21 protein-coding genes are annotated in these 22,276 nt (G+C 55.5%); 14 read left to right on the top strand and 7 right to left on the bottom strand.

From position 1 onward, the window contains the following. Window positions 1–4: 4 nt before the first annotated feature. Both H8K27_RS11775 and H8K27_RS11770 read right to left on the bottom strand, forming a co-directional pair. Window positions 5–1,180 (bottom strand): YbfB/YjiJ family MFS transporter, encoded by a 1,176-nt coding sequence (locus H8K27_RS11775; RefSeq protein ID WP_186863366.1) that lies wholly within the window; start codon window positions 1,178–1,180, stop codon window positions 5–7. 24 nt (window positions 1,181–1,204) lie between these two features. Continuing rightward, on the bottom strand, window positions 1,205–2,002 hold the full coding sequence (locus tag H8K27_RS11770) for an exodeoxyribonuclease III (RefSeq protein ID WP_186863365.1): 798 nt from the start codon (window positions 2,000–2,002) through the stop codon (window positions 1,205–1,207). A gap of 338 nt (window positions 2,003–2,340) precedes the next feature. Between H8K27_RS11770 and pyrE the strand changes: the two genes are divergently transcribed. After that, window positions 2,341–3,009 carry an orotate phosphoribosyltransferase gene (gene pyrE / locus H8K27_RS11765; protein WP_186863466.1) on the top strand — a complete coding sequence of 223 codons (669 nt, stop codon included), beginning with the start codon at window positions 2,341–2,343 and terminating at the stop codon, window positions 3,007–3,009. A 16-nt stretch (window positions 3,010–3,025) separates the two neighbouring features. Here pyrE and H8K27_RS11760 read toward each other — a convergent pair whose 3' ends face one another. The 5 genes from H8K27_RS11760 to H8K27_RS11740 all read right to left on the bottom strand — a co-directional run bounded on the left by H8K27_RS11760 (window position 3,026) and on the right by H8K27_RS11740 (window position 10,655). Beyond that, a complete protein-coding gene (locus H8K27_RS11760; RefSeq protein ID WP_186863364.1) occupies window positions 3,026–4,153 on the bottom strand; it encodes a glycosyltransferase family protein in 1,128 nt (375 codons plus the stop codon). A 2-nt stretch (window positions 4,154–4,155) separates the two neighbouring features. Continuing rightward, a complete protein-coding gene (gene wecB / locus H8K27_RS11755; RefSeq protein WP_186863363.1) occupies window positions 4,156–5,262 on the bottom strand; it encodes a non-hydrolyzing UDP-N-acetylglucosamine 2-epimerase in 1,107 nt (368 codons plus the stop codon). A 101-nt stretch (window positions 5,263–5,363) separates the two neighbouring features. Beyond that, window positions 5,364–8,588, bottom strand: coding sequence for a glycosyltransferase (locus H8K27_RS11750; RefSeq protein WP_186863362.1), 3,225 nt, complete (start codon window positions 8,586–8,588; stop codon window positions 5,364–5,366). Further along, window positions 8,585–9,823, bottom strand: a complete 1,239-nt coding sequence (locus H8K27_RS11745; protein WP_186863361.1) for an ABC transporter ATP-binding protein — start codon at window positions 9,821–9,823, stop codon at window positions 8,585–8,587. The genes H8K27_RS11750 and H8K27_RS11745 overlap by 4 nt, the downstream gene beginning before the upstream one ends. Further along, on the bottom strand, window positions 9,813–10,655 hold the full coding sequence (locus H8K27_RS11740) for an ABC transporter permease (RefSeq protein WP_186863360.1): 843 nt from the start codon (window positions 10,653–10,655) through the stop codon (window positions 9,813–9,815). The genes H8K27_RS11745 and H8K27_RS11740 overlap by 11 nt, the downstream gene beginning before the upstream one ends. Before the next feature lie 300 nt (window positions 10,656–10,955). Here H8K27_RS11740 and H8K27_RS11735 point away from each other — a divergent pair, with 300 nt between their 5' ends. The 13 genes from H8K27_RS11735 to H8K27_RS11675 are packed head-to-tail and all read left to right on the top strand — an operon-like array spanning window position 10,956 to window position 22,192. After that, on the top strand, window positions 10,956–11,420 hold the full coding sequence (locus H8K27_RS11735) for a thiosulfate oxidation carrier protein SoxY (protein WP_186863359.1): 465 nt from the start codon (window positions 10,956–10,958) through the stop codon (window positions 11,418–11,420). Between the two features lie 2 nt (window positions 11,421–11,422). After that, window positions 11,423–11,731 (top strand): thiosulfate oxidation carrier complex protein SoxZ, encoded by a 309-nt coding sequence (locus tag H8K27_RS11730; protein WP_186863358.1) that lies wholly within the window; start codon window positions 11,423–11,425, stop codon window positions 11,729–11,731. Between the two features lie 8 nt (window positions 11,732–11,739). After that, window positions 11,740–13,461 carry a GspE/PulE family protein gene (locus H8K27_RS11725; protein ID WP_186863357.1) on the top strand — a complete coding sequence of 574 codons (1,722 nt, stop codon included), beginning with the start codon at window positions 11,740–11,742 and terminating at the stop codon, window positions 13,459–13,461. Continuing rightward, window positions 13,461–14,663 (top strand): type II secretion system F family protein, encoded by a 1,203-nt coding sequence (locus tag H8K27_RS11720; protein ID WP_186863356.1) that lies wholly within the window; start codon window positions 13,461–13,463, stop codon window positions 14,661–14,663. The genes H8K27_RS11725 and H8K27_RS11720 overlap by 1 nt, the downstream gene beginning before the upstream one ends. A 52-nt stretch (window positions 14,664–14,715) precedes the next feature. Beyond that, a complete protein-coding gene (gene gspG, locus H8K27_RS11715; RefSeq protein ID WP_186863355.1) occupies window positions 14,716–15,174 on the top strand; it encodes a type II secretion system major pseudopilin GspG in 459 nt (152 codons plus the stop codon). Further along, entirely contained in the window at window positions 15,116–15,586 is a 471-nt protein-coding gene (locus H8K27_RS11710) for a type II secretion system protein (RefSeq protein WP_186863354.1), read from the top strand. The genes gspG and H8K27_RS11710 overlap by 59 nt, the downstream gene beginning before the upstream one ends. Continuing rightward, on the top strand, window positions 15,576–16,019 hold the full coding sequence (locus tag H8K27_RS11705) for a type II secretion system protein (protein ID WP_186863353.1): 444 nt from the start codon (window positions 15,576–15,578) through the stop codon (window positions 16,017–16,019). Before H8K27_RS11710 ends, H8K27_RS11705 begins: the two co-directional genes overlap by 11 nt. Further along, window positions 16,006–16,626 (top strand): prepilin-type N-terminal cleavage/methylation domain-containing protein, encoded by a 621-nt coding sequence (locus tag H8K27_RS11700; protein ID WP_186863352.1) that lies wholly within the window; start codon window positions 16,006–16,008, stop codon window positions 16,624–16,626. Before H8K27_RS11705 ends, H8K27_RS11700 begins: the two co-directional genes overlap by 14 nt. A 20-nt stretch (window positions 16,627–16,646) precedes the next feature. Beyond that, window positions 16,647–17,642 carry a type II secretion system protein GspK gene (locus H8K27_RS11695; RefSeq protein ID WP_186863351.1) on the top strand — a complete coding sequence of 332 codons (996 nt, stop codon included), beginning with the start codon at window positions 16,647–16,649 and terminating at the stop codon, window positions 17,640–17,642. Further along, window positions 17,551–18,678, top strand: a complete 1,128-nt coding sequence (locus H8K27_RS11690) for a hypothetical protein (protein WP_186863350.1) — start codon at window positions 17,551–17,553, stop codon at window positions 18,676–18,678. Before H8K27_RS11695 ends, H8K27_RS11690 begins: the two co-directional genes overlap by 92 nt. A gap of 1 nt (window position 18,679) precedes the next feature. Then, window positions 18,680–19,351, top strand: a complete 672-nt coding sequence (locus tag H8K27_RS11685) for a hypothetical protein (protein WP_186863349.1) — start codon at window positions 18,680–18,682, stop codon at window positions 19,349–19,351. Continuing rightward, window positions 19,351–19,803, top strand: coding sequence for a hypothetical protein (locus H8K27_RS11680; protein WP_186863348.1), 453 nt, complete (start codon window positions 19,351–19,353; stop codon window positions 19,801–19,803). Before H8K27_RS11685 ends, H8K27_RS11680 begins: the two co-directional genes overlap by 1 nt. A gap of 43 nt (window positions 19,804–19,846) precedes the next feature. Next, on the top strand, window positions 19,847–22,192 hold the full coding sequence (locus H8K27_RS11675) for a secretin N-terminal domain-containing protein (RefSeq protein ID WP_186863347.1): 2,346 nt from the start codon (window positions 19,847–19,849) through the stop codon (window positions 22,190–22,192). Window positions 22,193–22,276 lie beyond the last annotated feature (84 nt).

The following is a 22,276-nucleotide window of genomic DNA, read 5'->3' as shown; positions in this document are numbered from 1 at the left end:
ATGTTCAGGATGGCCTGATCCGGAGACACAAGGCAGCGCCTGCCAGCAAGCCGGCGCCAGCCACCAGCAGGGAGCCAGAAAAAGAATGCTGGTACTGGTACAGCGCATTGGCGACCAGCGGCCCGGCAATCTGTCCCAGCCCATAGACTGCCGTCATGATGGCAAGCATCGGCATCTGCACCGTATGCGCGACATGGCGCGCTGCGGGCATCGCGATGGTGACGGTGCCCATAAACGTACCGCCTACCAGCAACGCACTGGCAATATAGCCGGCCGGCGACGGATAAATGACGGGCAGGACGACTCCCATTGCCTGCACCAGCAGATTCAGGAATAGCGCCTGACGTGTGCCCAGCCGCACATGCACTGCATGCCACAGAAAGCAGGACGGCGCGGCACCCAGTCCGAACAGCGCCCATACCTGCAGAGGGCTGAGCTGCTTCAGCGCGTCGTGCACCAAGAGCGGCAGATAAGTTGCCGTGATGATGTAACCAAAACCCGCCAGGCCATACAGCAGAATCAGTCTGGCAGGCGTCGGGATCTGTTGTGCCGCCGCTGTGCCGGACGCCGTTGCCGGTAACGGTGTGCTGTCATGCGCGGTACCCATGCCGCGCCAGATCAGAATGCACAATATGCCGGCAGTTCCTGCCAGCAGCGCCCACAATTGCCCGCTGTGCCATCCTGAGAACTGACCCATCGCGAGAATCTCCGCCGACAACGCGATTCCCGTACCGACACCGGCATACAGTACCGGTGCGCCGCGTACATGGCCGCGGTGCTGCAACAGCCACTGAGATGCGCCCACCATTGCCAGCGCACTGGCAATGCCTGCGGCACCGCGGATACCGATGATCAGCCACGGTGCGCGGACGAAAGCGAGCAACAGCAGGCAGACTACCGTCGATATCACCGCCCACAGGCATAACTGACGTGCATGCACCGGGCGGGAACGCATGGCTGCCAGTGCACCGAGCAGATAGCCTGCATAATTGGCCGAGGCAGCCAGCGTGCCATCGGCGATGCTCAGAACACCATCCTGCACCATCACCGGATAAATGCCGGTGAATGCAAAACGGCCAAAGCCCATGCCGGTCACCAGCACCAGTGCCGCCGTCAGCGCAGCACCATGCCGTGTCACATGCAGGTCTGCCGGTAAATCCGTATGCTGCCCGACTGTCATTTCATCCGTTCCTTGATGACCGTTTCATGCGTCCGGTATGGATACGCTGTGATCGTAGATAATCGTCAGAGGTGCATGATCGCTGAAGCGCGAGCTTTTATGGATTGCGGCAGACTGTGCTTTGGCGGCAATGCCGGGGGTTGCGACATGGTAATCAATCCGCCACCCCACATTGTTAGCCCAGGCCTGTCCGCGGTTGCTCCACCAGGTGTAAGCATCTCCTGTCGTATCCGGGTGCAGGCGGCGGTACACATCCACCCAGCCAAGTTCTTCAAATAAACGCCCCATCCATTGACGTTCCTCTGGCAAAAAGCCGGAATTTTTCTGATTGCTTTTCCAGTTTTTCAGATCGATTTCCTGATGCGCGATATTCCAGTCCCCGCAAATCACCAGCTCTCTGCCTTCTGCCATTAAGGCAGCAAGGTGAGGGAAAAAAACATCCATGAACCGGAATTTGGCTTCCTGTCTTTCCGGTGATGAAGAACCGGACGGACAGTACACCGAAATGATGGACAGGTTGCCGAAATCGCAGCGCACATAACGCCCTTCAGCATCGAATTCTGCGCTGCCAAAACCGGTCTGCACCGCATCTGGCTTACGTTTGCTGTACACGCCAGCACCTGAATAGCCTTTCTTTTCTGCATAATGAAAATGACCGTGATAGCCGTGCGGACGCAAAAAATCTTCCGTCATATCCGGTGCCTGCGCTTTCAGTTCCTGTACACAGACAAAGTCAGGCTGCTCCTGCCCCATCCATTCAAAAAAACCTTTTTTGGCGGCGGAGCGGATACCGTTCAGATTGGCAGAGATAATTTTAGTCATGGGAATCGGGGCAGATTTATCAGGTGATCAAAAATAACCGGAATGGCGGCATACCGGCGTGTCAGCAATCAATGATGAACAACAGGCGGCGTGCCAGGTCAATGGATTCCTGATTGTAATGAAAATTGCGGAGATGTGCCGCCTGATCGCGGCATTTGTCCTGCATTGCCCGGTTTGCCTGGGCGGACTGGTCTTATGGCGGGACTTTGGCACGCAATTCAGGCCGCTGCCAGAGGTGATCAGGTAAAATGACGTCCATCCAAAAAAACGCCGATTCCCCGTGATCAGACCGGGGCAGGTCAGTGCAGCGTTCACCTTTATCATGAGTACAGTATATGTTGAAAAATTTAAGGCAGGAATTTATTGAGTTTTCGGTCAATGCCGGCGTGATCCGTTTTGGCAGTTTTATTACCAAAGCCGGGCGCGATTCGCCTTATTTTTTTAATGCCGGCTTATTTACGGATGGCGCCCATCTTGGCAGACTGGCTGATTTTTATGCGCAGACACTGCTCAATTCCGGTGTCGGGTTTGACATGCTGTTCGGTCCTGCATACAAAGGCATCACCCTCGCATCCGCCACAGCGGTTGCATTGGCGGCGCGGGGCAGAAACGTTCCATTTGCTTACAACCGCAAAGAGAAAAAAGACCACGGCGAGGGCGGCACGATTGTCGGCGGTCCGTTAAAAGGTAAAGTGGTCATTATTGATGACGTGATTTCCGCTGGCACCTCGGTGCGCGAATCGGTCGAGATGATCCGCGCCGCTGGCGCAACTCCGGCAGCGGTGCTGATTGCACTTGACCGCATGGAACGTGCCGGTAAAGACGGCGTCTTGTCGCCTTTGTCTGCGGTGCAGGAGGTGGTGCAGGAATATGGGATTCCGGTGATTTCCATCGGCAATCTGGATGATTTGTTCGATTACCTGTCGGCTGGCAGCGGAGACCGGAAACTGGAAGAATACAAAGCTGCAGTGGCCGCCTACCGCACACGTTACGGCATTTCAGCGTAAGTAACACTGCAGCGGATCAGTCCCGGCTGGCTGACGCCAGTCCCAGCCAGGCCGGAATATCCCTGAAACGCTGTTCCCAGTCATGACTGTCCCGGAATGACTGGATGTGCTGCATATCCGGATTGGTAGTCGGCAAGGACGCCCAGAGTTTCTGCCAGTCGGCGCCGCTGTGAATATGGCTGACCCCCTGCTCCTGCAGACGGTTTTTCATGCTGCCAAACGCGGTGGACCAGACCGGCACACCGAGCGCCCGTAATTCATAATATTTGATCGGATCAACGGATTCGGTCAGCTGGTTGTTCAGGAACGGAATCAGGCCGACCTTGAATTCCTGGCTGTGCCGGATTGCATCGGCTACCAGGCAGGGCGGCAGCAACTCAATGTTCGTGGGCAAATGCAGGGGGACATGGCCGACACGCGGGCCGATCAGCCGGATATTCACGTGCGGCAATGCCTTTGCCATTTCAATCACGATCTTCCAGTCAAACCAGCCGGCGATGGTGCCGACAAAGCCGATGGTATTGCTTTTCGGGCTGCTGCTGATGGCCGGCAGTCTTTGCATGTCATAACCGTTGGGAACCAGATTGACCGGTTTGCGTAAGCCGGATTGCTGCAGTTTGCCGATCAGGGATTGTTCACTGCAAAAAAAATAATCGCACTGCTCCAGCAAGGCATTTTCGGTACGCTTCATCGAAGCACGGGACAGGCCCTGATAAAAGGCAGGAAAATCATCCATCACATCCATAAAGGCGGCGCGCACCGGCAGCGAGCGAACCGCCCACAGTGCAAGCCGGCTGGGCCGCCCGATGCCGATATCCCATGTCTGATCGACGTTCAGCGCCCGGAGCTGGGATTTGATCTGCCGCCAGGAAAAATAATCGTTGACCAGATTGATGCCGGGTAAGGGCTCCACCGGTAATCCGCCGGGCTTCAGGACATGCAGCCCTTTGAGCAGCGGTTCTGCTGTCAGATGTTCTTTTTTTGCTTCCGGACGGCGCAGATCCGACCATCTGGGAAGACGGGTGATTGTCGGATCAATCCAGTATATTTCCCGATAAGTCCTGCCCAGCAGTGACCGGATCATAAAGTGCGGTCGCTGCCAGTAACTCATGTAGGGAACCGGGGCAAAATAAATTAAACGCATGACTAGCTCAGCAAACTGTCTTTCAGTGTCCGGGCAATCCGGTCGCTGGCGAGGCCATCGCCATAAGGAGAGACGCCGCGTGCGATCTGGCGGTAATACAGCGGATCATCCAGTAACTGTTGCGCTTCCCGGACGATGGTATCGAAATCCGTACCCACCAGCTTGACGACGCCTTCAGTCACGGCTTCCGGTCTTTCGGTTTCGCTGCGCAGGACCAGCACCGGTTTGGCAAGCGCTGGCGCTTCTTCCTGCACACCGCCGGAATCGCTCAGAATCAGATAAGCCTGCTGCATGGCATTTACAAACGGCAGATACTCCAGCGGCTCGCACAGCCGTATCTGCGGATGCTGGCCCAGCAATTCATAGGCTTTGTCTTTGACGTTGGGATTCGGGTGCACCGGATACAGGACATCCACATCCGGATTATGCCGGACCAGATGCAGAATGGCTCTGCAGATTTCTTCAAACGGCTGGCCAAAATTCTCACGCCGGTGCGAAGTCACCAGTATCATGCGGCGGCCGCTGGTATCCTGATCAGCAGGTGGCTGTGGATTTTTCTTCACTGTATCGAGCAGTGCATCAATCACCGTGTTGCCGGTGACGACAATGTCGGATTCCGGAATACCTTCGCGCAGCAGATTGGCTTTGGCGCTGCCGGTCGGCGCAAAGTGCCACTTCGCCAGCCGGCTGGCAACCACCCGGTTCATTTCTTCCGGAAACGGATTCCAGATATCACCGGTACGCAGACCGGCTTCTACATGACCGAAAGGAATGCGGTGATAAAAACAGCTGAGCGCCACACTCATGACGGTCGTGGTGTCTCCCTGTGCCAGCACGGCGTCCGGACGTTCCTGCTGAAACACGGTATCGAGTTCGGAAATCAGTTTTGCCGTCAGCGATGACAGCGTCTGATTCGGTTGCATGATATTCAGATCGCGGTCGGGTGTAATGCCGAACAGCGTCAGCACCTGATCCATCATCTGACGATGTTGTGCTGTAGCCAGAACCTGAATGTCTGCCCACGATTCCTGGCGCAGACGCTGGATGACCGGCGCCATTTTGATGGCTTCCGGCCGGGTTCCCACAACACAGATAATCTTTTTTTTCATATATACAAAATCAACGAACCGGCAGGTTGCCGGATGCCAGATGATACGTTAATTGCCTGCCGCAAAGCCTGACGCTGTTTTACAGCGCATCTGGCAGTGTTTCAGGTACGGTAGCTATGAGGAATCCACTTTCCCCATTTCGCTTCATAAATTGCTTTATTTTTCAGGAACAATTCCTGTTTGCGCTCTTGCCCCAGCTTGTTGAAAGAAGCGGAAAGATTGTGATGCACAAAGACATCGTCAGCGCAGACAACACGGAATTTCGCTGCTTCCGCACGGCGGCAATAATCATCATCCTCAAAGAATCCCAGCCCAAATGCTTCATCCAGTCCGCCGATCTGATCATAGGCTTGGCGGGTAATCATGACGCAGAAAAATGCCAGGGTGCGGATATCAAACGACTGTCCCAGGTGGGTTAACGTATATTCCCGCGCTTTGGTTGGCATCTCGTTCAGAGAGTCGTACTGAATATCGATTTTTGCCTCATTGCCGATATTGTTGGTGACCGGCCCGATCAGACCGATCTCCGGATTTTTCCGGCAATGACGAATCAGGCTGCTGGCCCAGCCACGCGTGACGACTGTGTCGTTATTCAGGACGACCAGATAATCACCTTTTGCCTGCGCCAGACCCTGATTGTTTGCTTTGGAAAAACCGGTGTTGTCGTCGTTCAGAATCAGCGACACATGCGCTTTGCCTGCCGCGAATTGTTGCAGGTAATCCTGGGTACCGTCACTGGAAGCATTGTCAACGATAATGATTTCATAACGGATGTGCGTCGTTTCTGCTTCAATGCTGGCGAGGCACAGCTGGGTCAGGTTCAGGTTGTTATAGGTGACCACGACGATGCTGACCAGCGGTGAGCGGCTTTGCTCCAGGGCGCTTTCCAGTTCTTCCGCGCGGTGTACCCAGGTCTGTTCACTGGCGTAAGTGATGCGCTGCTGACGTTGCGGCGCATCAGGTGCTTCCTGCAAGGCCTGTTCGCAATGCGCGATAAACTGACGGCTGTCGTCGGCCAGATAAACCATCTGTTTCATGCTGGCGAGTTCCGGCAGTTGCACACTGACCACCGGTTTGCCTGAGCACATGTATTCATATACCTTGACCGGATTGGTTGCCAGTGTCAGATCAATAATCTGGAACGGCAGGATGCAGACATCAAATGCGTACAGATAGTGCGGCAGCTGCTGATACGGAACTTCGCCTGTCAGCTTGACGTTGCCGTATTTCGCCAGTTTTTTAGCGGCACCGCAAGTATCCGCCCCGACCAACAGAATCAGGCATTCCGGAAAGTGTTCGGCCAGTTTTGCCACGATGCTGCAGTCAAACCAGTCTGAAATCGCGCCGAAATAGCCGAGGATTTTTCTTTGTTTCGGATCGTGATACACATCTGCCGGACGCTGGCTGAAATGCCTGAATTCACAGGCATTCCTGACGATAAATGTATTCGGATTTTTATCTTTGGCAATGTTGTACAGCCAGTCCGATGTGACGATCAGGGTATCTGCTTCTGCCATCAGTGCCCGTTCACCGGCAATCACGTCCGGTGGACAATTCCCAAATCCTTCGTGATGATCCATACAGTCGTACACCAGGCGGCTGGACGGCGCGCTGCGCGCCATCGGCAGCCAGAACGGGTGCTGAACGATGGAAATCAGATCTTTGATTCCTGCATCCTGCAACAGCATTGCAAAGCTGGTCTGTAACTGACGCAGCAGGTTGCTGTCCGCGCTATGGTGATAGATCGGCGGCGCTGAATTTGCGTACAGGCGAATCTGGAACACATTGTGCATGCCCGCAATCGCTTCAACCTGGTAGCCGGGTTCAGTCCGGTTAACCAGTTCGGAACTGATGTAGAAAACCCGGTGGCGACGATGATGGAAGCCGATCGCCAGCTGTTGCGGGCGCTGGAAGCGGAAATGCCAGTCAATCACGCCCCAGAAAAATACATCTTCTACCCCATCCGGAGCGCTGCCATTGAGCAGACCGTCAAACGGGTTGGTGCCGGCAGCTGTACCGACGGCACAGACCCAGCTCTGGCCGGATTCCGCTGCCGGCAGATTATTTCTGAGCGTAGCCGTAATCCCGGTCTGATTCAGCACAGACTGAACCGGCGCAGGCATCACACGGTAAGCATTGCGTAACTGCGCGCGGACGGAGATACCGCCAAACAGCCTTCGCAACACACGGATTGGTTTGGTGATTTTCCAGGAGGTTGAATTCCAGAGTTCTTCAATCCTGGCATCGGCCTGCCGCAGTTGCTGCTGAAGATCCATCACCACCTGACCGGTTTTTTCGATTTCTTGCTGCAGCACCAGTTGCTGGTTTTTTTCAAGTCCGATTTGCGCAGATAAGGCATGCTGCTGCTCAATCCCCGTATGGAATTCCTTTGTCAGCGCCGCATAGGACTGGTCTTTTTCACTCAGCAGTTGCAGGTAGTGGTGATCCTGCAATTCAAACTGTCGAACCAGATCGGCAATTTTTTGATGCGCATTTTCCAAAGATTGCTGACGATTTTCGAGCAACCCCGACAAGCGTTCATTTTCCTGTTGCTGCCGGACATTGATGGCATGTGTGTCGTCCATCAGCGCTTGCGTTTTGGCGATATGTCCCGCTTCGGTGCTGGCATACGCCCGCACGACATACTGGTAGTCGTTGCCGTAAGGGTTGGCATTCAGCATTTGCTGCTGCATTGGATTCAGGGTCGTCCAGTGATGTCCCAGCTCGGCTTCGGCAGCGGGTTTCTGGATGGCAAACCAGTGGCTGGGCAGCAGGCCGCATTCAAACAATACCTGCTCAAAATCATGGCGTGTAAAAAAACGCAGATGCGTTTGATCCAGTAATCCGCGGGACTGATAAGGAAAACGCCCTGTCATCAGCGACGCCAGTACCGAATTGTGACCGACGTTCGGGATCGAAATCACCGCATAACCATCCGCCGTCAACAGGCTGCGCATATCGCGCAGGCATTGCCACGGATTCTGCAGATGCTCCAGCACATCGGCGGCAATGATGACATCGAAGCGCTGTCCGGCAAATGCCTGCAGCCAGTCTGACTGATCGAGATTGCCTTGCACCACGGTCTGGCAAACATCCCGCAATGCGTCGGCACAGGCCTGATCCAGCTCTACCGCACTGACGGTGCATTGCTGATGCCGCGCCAGATAACGCAGGATCGTGCCTGGCCCGGGGCCGAGCTCCAGCACCGACTTCTGCTCACCGGTCAGCCGGACAACCTGCGCCGCCGCCGTATTGGCAGAAAGATCAATCTCGTACTGATAGCGTTCAGCAACCGGAATCGCCGTATTATTTTTTGATGTATTCATAATGTGGACAACAAATGGTGACGCATTCTGTCGACAGGAATTTCCAGCATGCCGCTCTGAACCGCCAGCGTCGAACGCAGGGCGTAGGCATCATGGATCCAGTGATGCATCAGATGATTTCTGGCATTCCCTTCCCCGACGGCAACGCTGATCATGTAATCGCCGAGCGTCAGACCGGGGACGGTCAGATCAAATTCCACCTGCAATGATTGCCCGGCCTGGAGAGCAGGTAAATGACCTTGTGCATCGGCGGAGTTGCCGCCAAACATGACCTGCCCGAGTCTGTCTTTCAGGGAGAAACCGACCAGCGGATGAGCAGTGTCCTGATGCGCCGTAATCTGTATGTTCAGACATAAAGACGTCGCACCGTGCAGCTGAAACACCGGCTGTCTCCCGCTGTCCAGAACGCTGACTGCCTGCACGGATAATCCCTTCAGCCCGAATTCTCCATGATTTACTGCAGAATCGCCAGTTTTTACCGGTGTCTGATCCGTTTGCGGTTGCTGATGGGAATATTGTTTTTGTAAGTAATATTCGGTGATGGTCTTTGGGTCGCCATCGGCCAGCAGTGTTCCGTGCTCCAGCAAAATCGCGCGGTTGCACAGGCTGACGACGCTGGCACTGTCATGGCTGACAAACAGAATGGTGCCTTTTTCCGCAAAAGACTGCAGAAAACGCATGCATTTCTGGGTAAAAAAGACATCACCGACTGCCAGTGCCTCGTCAATCACCAGAATATCCGCATCAATATTGGCAATCACGGCAAACGCCAGCCGCACAAACATGCCGCTGGAATAAGTCTTGACTGGCTTGTCAATAAAATCCCCGATATCCGCAAAAGCCGCGATCGCTTCGATTTTTTGTTCGGTTTCCGCGAGACTCAGGCCATACAGGGCGGCACTTAAACGGATATTTTCCCAGCCGGTAAAATCCAGGTTGAATCCGGCGCCAAGCTCCAGCAATGCCGCCAGCCGGCCATTGACCTGCACAGTACCGCAACTGGGGCTCAGCGTATTGCATAAAAGCTGCAACAAGGTTGATTTTCCCGAGCCATTCTGTCCGATCACGCCGATCACTTCACCCCGCCGCACGGTCAGGTCTAACGGCCTGAGCGCCCAGAAATCATGTATTTGCCGGGATGGCCGGAATTGCGCCAGCATCTGACGCAAGGGGCTGGCGTTCAAGGCATAGGCTTTGCCGATGCCGTGGGCGGAAATCATGACATCAGAGGACATCGCTGAACCCCCGTCGCAAGACAGTGAAGCACGAATAACCCAGATAAAACAGCAACAGGGAAAAACCATACAGGCCGGCCAGTGCGGCAGACTCAGGCAGCTGCTGCCAGAACAGCAGATTGCGCAAGGTTTCAATTATCAGTGTCATTGGATTCGCCATCAGCCAGGGACGGATAAATTCCGGCAGTACCTGCACTGAATAAAACACCGGACTCAGAAACATCAGCGCACTGGTCAGTGCCGGCATCATCTGCTCCATATCGCGGAAATACACGCCGATGGCGCTGAGCAGCCAGCTGATGCCTGTGAGGCAAAAAATAAACGGCAGCAGCAACACCGGCGTTAGCAGCCAGTGCCAGGTAACGGGTACGGGCGACGCCACAGTGAACCCCGCCAGCACCAGACCGCTGATGAGGAAATGAAATCCTCCGATGACGACCGGAATGACCGGCAGAATATCCAGAGGGAAAATCACGCGCTTGACGAAATTCACGTGATGCAGGATCGTGGTTGGTGCTTTGGACAGACATTCTGCAAACCAGTTAAACGTCATCAGGCCGGCATACAGAATCAGGGCAAAACTCAGTCTTTCGGACCAGGTTTGCGGCGGCGGCGCATTGCCCCAGCGTGATTTGAATACTTCACCAAAAACGAAGGCGTAAATCGCCAGCATTGTCAGCGGCAGCAGCACAGACCAGGCCAGTCCCAGTGCCGACGCCTTATATTTGGCACTGATATCGCGTTTGCAAAGCTGGTACAGCAATTCCCGGTTGATCCACAAACTGACCCATGGCGCCCGCAAAAAGCACAGGAGAGATTTAAATATACGCATTGCTGGGGCAGGGGGGCACGAGGCTGGTTGTAGAGAGGTAATTGATCGGAACAGCGACAAATATTTGATTTTATAATCGCAGCCCGCATTCTACTATATGGGACTGTGCGATTGACCAGTAAAACAAATTGTTGCACAAATACAGGAATTTAAACAAAACCTTATCAGGCGCGGTGAGCGTGATTCCCTGAATTTCCCTTATTAACGACTGAATAACAGGTAAAATCCCGGTATTTCGCCGGTCAGCGGCAGGTCGTGAGCAGAAGTGTGTAAATTATATTTATTGAAAGACAGTTGTATATGCTGAATAAGTTGCGACGCTTATCCCTGGTGTCCGGACTGACCATGATGGCAGCGGCAATGCTGCCACAGACGGTATTGGCAGCCTTGAGCCGTAAGCTGTTTGAAGCCAATACCGTGCCTGAAGCGCTCAGAAACTTGCCCGAGAAAGAAGCGCCGGAGCCGAGTAACCGGTTGCTGATTGAAGTACCGGAAGTCAGCCTGGACCCAGAACGCATCCCGGTTCGTATCCGCAGTGAGCTGCCCGGAACAGAGATGATGCTGTTGATGGCAGCAACGGCGGTGCCGCCGGCAATTGCACAATTTACTATACCCGTCGGTACCGAAGCCGAGATCCAGACGCAGATCCGTCTGAAAGGAACGACCACGGTGCAACTGATTGTGCGGGCCGGTGGCAAGCTTTACACGGCGCAAAAAGAAGTCAAAATTGCGGTTCCGTTTGATAACAAATTTTTATCCGAATAATTATGATCGCATTGACATGCAAACGTCAGAATGATTTCGTGGAAATGACTTTGCTGATTGATAACCCCTTCCGCGATGACAGCGCTGTGCAGGCCAAATCCGGCAAAGTCAGTTACCGCAATTTCATTCAGGAACTCAGCATTACCAGCAATGACCGCGTGTTGCTGACAGCACAGTTCAATCCGGCCATGGCGGCACATCCCAAACTGGTATGTCGTGCCAAGCATCTGCTGAAAAACGATATCGTCAAAGTGGAATGGCTGGATAATCTGGGCAAAACCGCTGTCGAAACTTTCCGCGTCACCGTATAGAGAACCGCATGTCCATGAATCTGACACCGATCGGTGAGTTATTAATTCAGAAGCAACTGGTTTCCGGAGCTGACGTAGAGCGTGCGCTGCAGCTGCAACCTCAGCTGGGTGCGCGACTGGGGCAGATACTGATCCGTATCGGTGCTATTTCCGAAGACAATCTGCTGCCGGTGCTGGCCGGGCAGCTGGGAATACCTGTGCTGGATGAAACATTGCTGCCCACTTCAGCGGCAGTGATCGAGCAGGCTGCACAGCTCGGCGGGATCAGCACGGGCTGGCTGGCCGAGCAGGGTGTCGTGATCTGGGAAGGGGCAGAAGGCGCCATCGAATGTGCTTCCGTCAATCCGCTTAACAGTTTTGTGAATGAAACCCTGAGCAGCAGTTTTACCCAACACCGGCTGCACTGGCATTTCATCCGTTCCCGCGACGTGGAGCGGATGCTGAATCTGCTGCGCGCCGATGGTCTGGCCAGCGCCTTTTCCGATGAAGTTGCGCATTTGCGCGAGCTGGCTGAAGAAGCGCCGGTCATCGAGCTGGTCAATAACACCTGGGCACAGGCGATTGATCTGGGTGCATCGGATATTCACATCGAACCGGAAGAGCATGGGTTTGAAATCCGGTTCCGGGTTGATGGCATCCTGACCACCAAAATGCGTTTTGGCAGAGACCGCTTTGACGCCGTGGTGTCGCGCATCAAGCTGATTTCGGGGCTGGATATTGCCGAACGCCGGTTACCGCAGGATGGCCGCATCAGCATCCGTGCCAGCGGCATCGACATCGACATCCGGGTATCGGTGATTCCCGGCGTGCATGGCGAATCGATCGTGCTGCGCCTGCTGCCCAAGGAACGTAAGGATTTCAGCCTCAAAAAACTCGGCATGGAAGCCGATCATCTGGAAAAATTCCGGCAATGGATCAAGGAGCCGCACGGCATCGTGCTGGTGACCGGGCCGACCGGCTCCGGAAAAAGCACCAGCTTATATGCTGCGCTGGCAGAAGCGAACGACCGCGAAAAGAAAATCATCACGGTCGAAGATCCGGTGGAATACAAGATGGATGGCATCACCCAGATCCAGACCCATGCAGAAATCGAATACACCTTTGCCCGCGCGCTCAGGGCGATTCTGCGGCATGACCCCGATATCATCATGATTGGTGAAATCCGCGATCTGGAAACTGCGGAGATCGCGGTGCAGTCGGCGCTGACCGGGCACATGGTGTTTTCCACCCTGCATACCAATGATGCGCTGGGTGCGTTCAACCGTCTGATCGACATGGGGCTGGAGCCCTTCCTGGTAGCTTCTTCATTGCGTGCGGTGCAGGCGCAGCGGCTGGTGCGCCGTCTGTGCCAGCACTGCGCCAGACCAATGACAGAAGACGACATGATGCAGTCGGCCCCGGCAGAATTCAGCCGCCAGATGCAGGACTTGCAACAGCGCTTTCCGGCCTTGCTGGCGGCTCCGGGGCAATGGCATCATGCGGTCGGCTGTCCGCAATGCCAGCAGACCGGTTATCGTGGCCGGGTCGGCATTTATGAATTCGTTGAAGTCACGACCGCATTGCAGGCGGCGATTGTGCAGCGCATGCCCGCGCATGAGTTGACTCAGCTGGCAAGGCGCGACGGCTATCGCAATTTGCGCGAAGACGGACTGATCAAGGCAAGAAATGGCATGACAACGATCGATGAAGTCATGCGGGTCACCGGTTTAAGTAATCAGGTAGCAAGCTGATGGCATATCAATACGAAGCCAGTACCGCAGATGGGCGTATAGTGAAAGGTCAGATCGAAGCGGGCAATGAGGCAGATGCGATACGCCTGCTGCGGCAGCAGGGACTGACGCCTGTCTCACTGCGTCAGATCAGCTTGCAGTCCGGCAGCCAGCCGGTCAGCAGACGGACTGTCAGTGCGCAGGACAAAATGCTGATGGTGCGGGAACTGGCAACGTTGCTGGCGGCGGGCGTGTCGTTGGTGGAAGCCATCCAGTCCATGAGCGAAGCGTCCGGCGCCACGCCTGTCGGCAAGGCTGCTCAGCAGATTGCCCAGACCCTGCGTGGCGGCGGCAAGCTGACAGACGCCCTGGGCAGCTGCGGCATTGATTTTCCTGACTATCTGATGCAGCTGGTTGCCGCTGGTGAAATGACCGGCAAACTCGCCCATTCCCTGCACCATGCGGCGAATCAGATGGAGTACGAAGACAAAGTCCGTCAGGATATGCGCAATGCGCTGACCTATCCGGCGGTGCTGGCGGTCTCCGGAGTGCTCGCGACCCTGCTGATTTTTATCGTCGTGGTTCCGAAATTTGCCGGACTGCTGAAAAACAACAAAGGCAAGCTGCCCGATATCTCCGTCTGGGTGCTGCAGACCGGCATGTTTGTGAAGGAACATCTGCTGATTCTGGGCGTCGGCGCCGGATTGGCAGTGTTTTTCCTGGCAGGGATATTTTCCCGCCCTCAGGTCAGGCAGAAATTCTGGGATGCGCTGGCGCACATGCCCCTGATTGGCGCATGGCTGATCGAAACGGAAATCGGCCGCTGGGCCGGCATGCTGTCCACCCTGCTGGAAAACCGCGTGCCCATCGTGAAGGCGATGGAACTGGCGCAGGGTGGCGTGCAGATCAGCCTGTTGAAACAGCAGCTGGCGCTGGCAGTACGCGACCTCAAGGGCGGCACCTCGCTGGCCGAGTCGCTGGGCGTGCACCGCACACTGAACCCGATGGGCCTGAATCTGGTCAGAGTGGGAGAGCGCACCGGCGAATTGCCCACAACCCTGAAAACCCTGTCCGTGCTGCACACCAATGCAGGGCAGGAGAGGATGAAAAAATTCCTGATCATGCTCGAACCCATCACGATTTTGCTGATTGGTTCCGTCATCGGTCTGATCATGGCTGCTATCATGATGGCGATCACCAGCCTGAGCGATATCGCAGTCTAGGTGCAATGCATTAAATAATGGAATCACGTACTTTCAGAAATCCGGAACCGAAATGAAAAACACACCTCAATTACTCCGTCAGGCCGGCTTTACGCTGATCGAAATGCTGGTTACGCTGGTGATTATCGGCTTGCTGGCAAGTCTGGTCGGCCCTAAGCTGTTTGGCAAGCTCGACTCATCCAAAGTCCAGACTGCGCAAACCCAGGTCAAGATGCTCAAGGGTGCGTTAGAAACCATGCGGCTCGACATTGGCCGTTTCCCGACGCAGTCAGAAGGTCTGGCAATCCTGAATACGCCGCCTGCGGATGAAAAAATCAAAAACAAATGGAAAGGCCCGTATCTGGATGAAGAGCTGCCGGCCGATCCGTGGGGCGCTCCTTACGTCTATGCCGTACCGGGACCGGCAGGCAAGCCGTTTGCCCTGTACTCGCTGGGTCCGGATGGTAATCAGAATGGCGAAGGTGCCATCGGCATCGTTCCTGCTGGCGATCATGCCAACAAGCAGCCGTAAAAAAAAGCATTCCGGGCAGTACGGTTTCACCTTGCTGGAGTTATTGATTGTCCTGGCGATGTTAGGCCTGCTGGGTTCGCTGGCGATGCCGGCGCTGGGCAAGCTGATTGACAGCCTGCGCTATCACAGCGAACGGTCCGGTGTGCTGGCGCAGATCAATGCGCTCAGTTACCGCCATTACCTGCTGGCACAGGACTCTGTGCTGAAAACGGATAACCTGGCCGATGCGCTGAAAGACGACAAGCCTGCGCTCGATTTACCCCCGGGATGGTCGGTACGCATACCGGTGCCGCTGCACTACCAGTTTAACGGCTATTGTGATGGCGGCGTGATGGAGCTCCGGACGCCTGAACATCCGCCGGAAGTGATACGCCTGTCTGCGCCACGATGCGGGGTCAGTGATGCGCAATAAATACCGGAATTCCGGCCGTCGTCAGCGCGGCTTTACCCTGCTCGAAGCGATCGTTGCATTTGCGCTCATCGGCACCATCGGCATGACCCTGTTTGCCTGGATTAACACCAGCATCATCTCATTGGGGAAAGTGCAGACCGTCAATGCGCGTAACGATGCGATTGCCAACGTGATCGGCTATATGCAGGCAGTCAATCCCATGCAGAATCCGGATGGCAAGGCGGAATTCGGTGCTTACCGTATCGAATGGAAATCCAGAGTCTCCGGTCCGGTGGCGGATAACCGTGCCTATCCGTCCGGCATCGGCCTGTATCAGGTCGGTTTGTATGAGGTGGAGGTGACCGGACGGACGGTGGAAGACCCGGCCTGGTTTACCCTGCATCTGAAACTGGCAGGTTTTAAGAAAGTGCGTGCGCTCAATGGCATCTTCTGACAAATCTTCCAAAGGATTCACGATTCTTGAAATGCTGGTCGTGATTGCCATGTCCGGCATGATCGTCATGATCCTGCTGCAGGCATTGCAACACACCATGAGCCTGCACCAGCGTTTCGGCACCGAGCTGGACCGTAACAGCAATCAGGCGATGGCGCAGTCGTGGCTGACTCAGCTGCTCGAAGGCCTGCAGCCGGACGATGAAGACGGCAAACAGCAATTCAAAGGTCAGCCATTGCAGATCAGCGCCATCAGCACCTCTGTCTTTACCGGCCAGTTTGGCGTGCCGACCGCATTTCAATTGCGCCTGCGGTTTGATGCGGCTGAAAAACGCATGGTGCTGGAGTACAGTGATGCGCAGTATCAGGAGAAACCCTTGCGTTTGCTGAGCTGGGAAGGGCGGCGCGGCCGGTTTGTCTATCTCGACATCAAGCAGCAGGAGCATGAAAGCTGGCCGCCGGAATTCGACCGCAGCCGCCAGATACCCGAAAGTATCCGTATCGAGACCGAGCGCGACGGCCAGCCCTGGATGCTGGCGTTCAAACCGGCCGGGCCAGTCAATCCCTTGCCGGATATCCGGAAGAAATTTAACGAGGTGATGCGGTGAAGTCGCGGGGATTCATTTTGGTGGCAACGCTTTGGATACTGGCCGGCATTACGATTGCCGCCACGTATTTCGCCCAGCGGATTGCCGCCTCGATCGAACTGGCAAAGCAATATGACGCCCACATCCAGACACAGATTGCCTGCAGCGACAGTAAGGCGGAAATCGCCTATCTGCTGGCGACCCAGGGATTCAGCATGTATGGTCTGGGCGACCCGGCGACGCATATCAAGCTCAATAATCAGCCTTACCGCATGGAAGGCGATTGCATCGCCCGGTTTCAGGATACCCGCGGTTTGTATGCCATCAATGGCGCCAGCCGGGATACGCTGGGTGTCCTGCTGAGCCGCAAAGGTGTCCCGGAAGCCGAGCATGACCGGCTGTTTGATACCCTGATGGATTACATGGACCCGACGCCGAATATGCACCGTCTGAATGGCGTCCAGAAAGAAGATTACAAAACGCACGGCCTGCCCGCCCCGACCGGGCAACTGCTGGTGACGCCAGATCAGCTGCGTCAGGTTTACGGCTGGAAAGAACAGGACAGCCTCTGGTCGGGCAGCGAGCCGATCACGGACTGGGTGACCACTGCCAGGGTCATCGCCGTGAATCCGAATACCGCCATACCGGCGGTTTTGATGACTTTGCCGGGCATTACCGCAGAAGCCGTACCGAAAATTTTGCAATACAGAAATATCGAACCGATTCTGAATGAAGGGCAACTGGCAAATCTGCTTGGCATTGACGTGCAACAGCTGTATTTTAAAGTGATTGCTTTCCCGGCAGATACGATCCGGGTCAGTCTGGGCTCAGACAGTCAGCAGACATCTATCAGATATAATGTGGCGCTTACTCCGATCGCTCCCGAGGCACCCTGGCGTATCGACTACTACTACCGTATTCCTCAACGAATAATACAAAAAAATAATGACGCCATTCCGTCAATTCCTTTCGACCTTACGGCAACGCCTGCCAGCGCCGCGACGGCTCCTTTTATCCTCCAGGGCGCCCCTCAGTAAGCCCGGTGCCGCGCTGCTGCCGGCGCAACTGGTGATCGCCCGCGGATTTTGCCGTTTTTCCCGCTTTGACCTGAAAAATATTCCGGTCAAACGCAGGCTGCAGGCGCTGCAATTGCAGCTGCGGCAATGGTCGCCTTTTGCGCAGCCGGAATTTGCGATTGTGCTGGAATCCGATGCAGCGCTGGTCTGGTGCTGGGATGCCGCCTGGCTGAGCGCGCGCCGTGCAGAATTACCCGCAGCATGGCAAAACGCCGAGGCCATTCCGGAGACCGTGCTGCAAGCGCCGCATACCGATGGCATGCGCCTGCTTGCCTGTCTGGACGGCGTCGAAGCCCAATACTGGAAACAGGGCGAATTGCACGGCAGCCGCTGGTGGCCGCAAACGCCGGAGCTGCAGGATTACATCGGATTTTGCCGTGAAGCCGGCAGCCCGCTGCCTGTCTCTGCGCAATTGCCGGCAGTGCAGCAACCCGTTGTCAGCATACAGCCGTGGCTGCCCGTCATCACCAGTGCCGGTTTGTCGCAATCCTATCACCGGCTGGAGCAGTGGTTTTATGCCTTGCTGTTTTTGTGCCTGGTGTTGCCTTATGGCTGGTACAGCCTGCGCGAGCAGCAACTCAATCGTGGCCTGAACCAGATCCGCACCGACATGGCACAGCTGACCGGGCAGGCGAACAGCCTGGTGCAGGCCAGAGAAACCGCATTGCATGCCGTGGATGAAATTGCGGCGCGCCAGCGTCTTGACCCCTATCCGGGCCAGCTTGACCTGATGACCGCAGTCGCAGAAGCCCTGCCGTCCGATTCCACCATCCGCGAATGGGAGTTTCAGGAAAACAAACTGCGCATCGTGATTGCCGGCGGGCTGGAAACGCCGTCCCGCGCCGACATTACCAAAAACCTCATCGCCAGCGGCTATTTTGCTGAAGTGCAGAACCTGCTGGCACGCGACACGAAAGCGCTGTCATTCCGCATGACGGTGCTGCCGCGCAAAGGTGTGACCATGACGACAGACAATCCGGCAGGAGGAAAAGAATAAAATGGCTGACAGTCTCCGTTCACAACTCAGCAACAACGTCCGGCTGCGTGTCGGCCTGGCACTGATTGTGGCAACGCTGGGAACTTACCTGACCCTGGATCAATCCGAACGGGTAGTCAAAAAACAGAAGGAATACCGCCGTCTCAGCGTGCAGCTGGCGCAGGCGCGGCAGCAGGCAACCGATACGTCGTGGCTGGCACGCAGCAAGGAAGCTGGTAAAGTGCTGAGCGAATTACGCGACAAAGACTGGACCGACAGCAATCACGGCCTGATCCAGTCCAAGTGGAATGATTATCTGCAAAACCTGTTGTTGCAGGAAAAAGCAGTCAATGCAACCGTGGCGTTGTCAGAGGCCTTTGCAGACGGCGCGACGAAGACAAAAGAGGACGAAGCCGGTGCGGTGCCGGGTGTCAGCATCATGCGCGCCAAGCTGCGTTTCGAGGCACTGCCACGCACGCTGTACCGCCTGTTGCAGATCATCGACACCAACAAGCAAACGATGGTCGTGGACAGCCTGACGTATAACTGGATCGGCACCACAGGGCGGGCTGAAATGAATCTGAAAGCATTAACCCATTTGTCCGGACAGCCCGGCGCTCAGGGCGCAGCCGGTGCCGCAGACAGCACCACAGACAGCGCCAATGCGGCATCACCTGCGAAAGGACAATCCTGATGTGGCCCCGGATCCGCCTGACCGTCATGGTCACCAGCCTGCTGGCAATATCCGGAATCGGCATCATGGCAATTGTCATGCCGCCTTTGCCCGTCGTAAAGCTCGCAGCCAGCGGTGCTTCTGAATGGGAAATTCCGGCAGTCTATCAAGCTGATCCCAAAATGAAAGTGGAGCAGCTCAGCAGCCGGACTTTATGGAAGGAACCAGCCGCAGAACTCCGGCTGACCGAAGATAAACCGCTGACGCCGCCAGACTGGCGCATCGTGGCGGTGGTGAAGACAGGCGGCAGCAATCAGTTGGTGATCAGTTTTAAAGATAATCCCGCCAACCTGCAGACACTCAGCGTCGGGGATAAGTTGCCCGGCGGTTTTCCGGTGATGCGGATAGAACAGAACTGGGTCGTTATTTCTGTCAACGGCAAAAAGGCCATGCTCGCAGTCGGGCGTAACTAATATGAATGCTATGCAAAAAAACTCAGGAAACATCCATTCTCCTATGCACACACTGAATGCCCGCAAGCCGCCTTTTGCCCTGCAGACGTTGCCGCTGATGATCGCTCTGCTGTTGTCCGGCTGCGCGCAATATGATCCGCTGCTGAATCTGAACAAGCCGGGTCCCTTGCCGACCACCCTGCAGCTGACCACCGCCAGCGATGATACTGCCGCAGGCACTGCCGGCAGTGCCGCCACCGAGACCGCAACCAGCGACGAACCCCGCATGACGGTCAGAAAAACGCCGCGTCCGCCAGCGGCGGCCACTGCCAGCGTCAGCAAGCCGCAAGAATTGCCCGCCAATGAAAAAGCCGATATTTCGCTGGTGTTTGACCAGATTGCCCTGCCTGCATTCATTAACACCGTGTATGGCGTGGTCCTGAAAGCGAACTTCAGCGTTGATCCGCGTGTGCTGGAGCGCAAAGACCTCGTGACCCTGCGCACCTCCAGACCACAGACACCTTCCGAAGTATTGCGTGCAGCGCAGATGCTGCTGAAAAGCTATGGCGTTACCGTGAATGATGTCGGTGGTTTTTACCGTATCGTGCCTGACAATGCCCAGCTGGGTTATTCACCGGAAATCCGCCGTGGCCGCGCCTTGCCCGAGGTGCCGATCGCATTGCGCCCTATTTATCAGTATGTGGAAATGAATGCTTTGCGTTCATCTGAAATGCGGCAGTGGCTGTCCCAGATGTTTGCCAACCGCCTGCAACTGACCGAAAGCGCGCAATACAACGCCCTGATGATCTCCGGTGAAACAGAAGATGTCCGCGCAGCGCTGGAAGTGGTGCGCATACTGGATCAGCCGACCATGCGCGGCCGCACCAGCCAGCGTGTCAATCCGGTGTACTGGACGGTCGATGATCTGGCGAAAAAACTCACCGAAATTCTTGCCGCCGAAGGCTACACTTCACAGGTTGGCATGGGGCCGGGCGCTGTCAGCATGCCGATCATGCTGCTGCCGATTTCTGCCAATAACAGCCTGATTGTTTTTGCCGGCGATGACAGCATCCTGAAGCACGTGACAGAATGGGTAAACGACCTCGACCAGCCGACCAAGGCACGCGGTAATAACGGTTATTTCACCTATGCCGTACTGAATCTCGATGCAGAAGACCTCGCCAAAACCGTCAGTGACCTGATCGGCGGCACCGCACCGGCCACGGCGGCAGTGGGTAATACCACTGCCAGCACAGCGAAAAATGCGCGTGTGGTGGTGCACAAGGCAACCAATACCCTGATCATTCAGGGAACCGCAGACCAGTATTCGCAATGGATAGGCCTGCTGCGCGAACTCGACAAGCCTGCGCGTTCGGCGCTGATCGAAATGACGGTCGCAGAAGTCGCTCTGACCGACAGCATGAATCTCGGCGTCGAATGGGCGCTGAACAATGGCAGCACGACCTCGAATGTCGTCGGCGGCACGCTCGGCAATCTGGGACTCAAATCCGGCGGTATGACCTTCAGTCTCGTCAATGGCAATATCAAGGCCGCCATTAATGCGCTGGCAGGCAACAAGCGGGCCCAGATCCTGTCCAGTCCGCGCATCATGGCGCGCAATGGCGAAAGCGCCACGATCTCCGTCGGACAACAGGTACCGATCCTGACCAGTCAGCAGACCACCGCGTCGATTACGCCGGGCGCCAGCGGCATCACCCAGACCATTCAGTATAAAGATACCGGCATCATCCTGAAGGTAAAGCCCGTGATTCATGCCGGCGGCAGGATCGATGTCGATGTCTCTCAGGAGGTCAGCTCTGCCGGTGTGACCGATACCGGCGTCAGCAGCTCCCCCACTTTCAGCAACCGCAAGATTGAAACCAAGCTCTCGATTCAGGATGGCGCCACCGTCATGCTGGCCGGGTTGATTTCCGGTAACAATCAGCGCAATAACACGGGCGTGCCGCTGGCAAAAGATATTCCCATCCTCGGCTCATTATTTCGCTCCCAGACCGATACCAATGACAAGACCGAGCTGATCGTCCTGATCACCCCTTATATTGTGGATGACGACCAGACCGCCCAGTCAGTCACCCAGGCTTTCCGCAGTCAGTTAGGCAGCTGGGCAGCGGCTGCCCCGGTGAATCAGGTTGTATTGCCAGCTAAAAAAGCATCGGTCAGCAAGCTGAGTGGCAAAAAAGAGACACAAACCGGCGAAAAACAGAAGGATTACTCTTCTGCTATTGACGAGGTGGATCAGCAAAAACAAGTATCCGAAAATGAATCTTATATTGCGATAAAAACAACTTCAGAAAAACCGCCGGTAACCGAACAAAAACAGGTCAATATTGTGACCGATCCGAAGATTATTGAGCAAATACGTGCTTTACAGAAAGGGGTGAAACAATAATTTGTGAAATGTTTGACGCAGACACACAGGTATACATTGATTTTTATCTGGAAACTGAGTTAAATTCCGCTTTGAAGGCAGCAG

The sequence above is a fragment of the Cognatundibacterium griseum genome (assembly GCF_014284195.1).
GTDB lineage: Bacteria > Pseudomonadota > Gammaproteobacteria > Burkholderiales > Burkholderiaceae_D > Undibacterium > Undibacterium griseum.
Note: the sequence above shows the minus strand (reverse complement) of the source record. Positions and strands in the feature narration are given on the sequence as shown.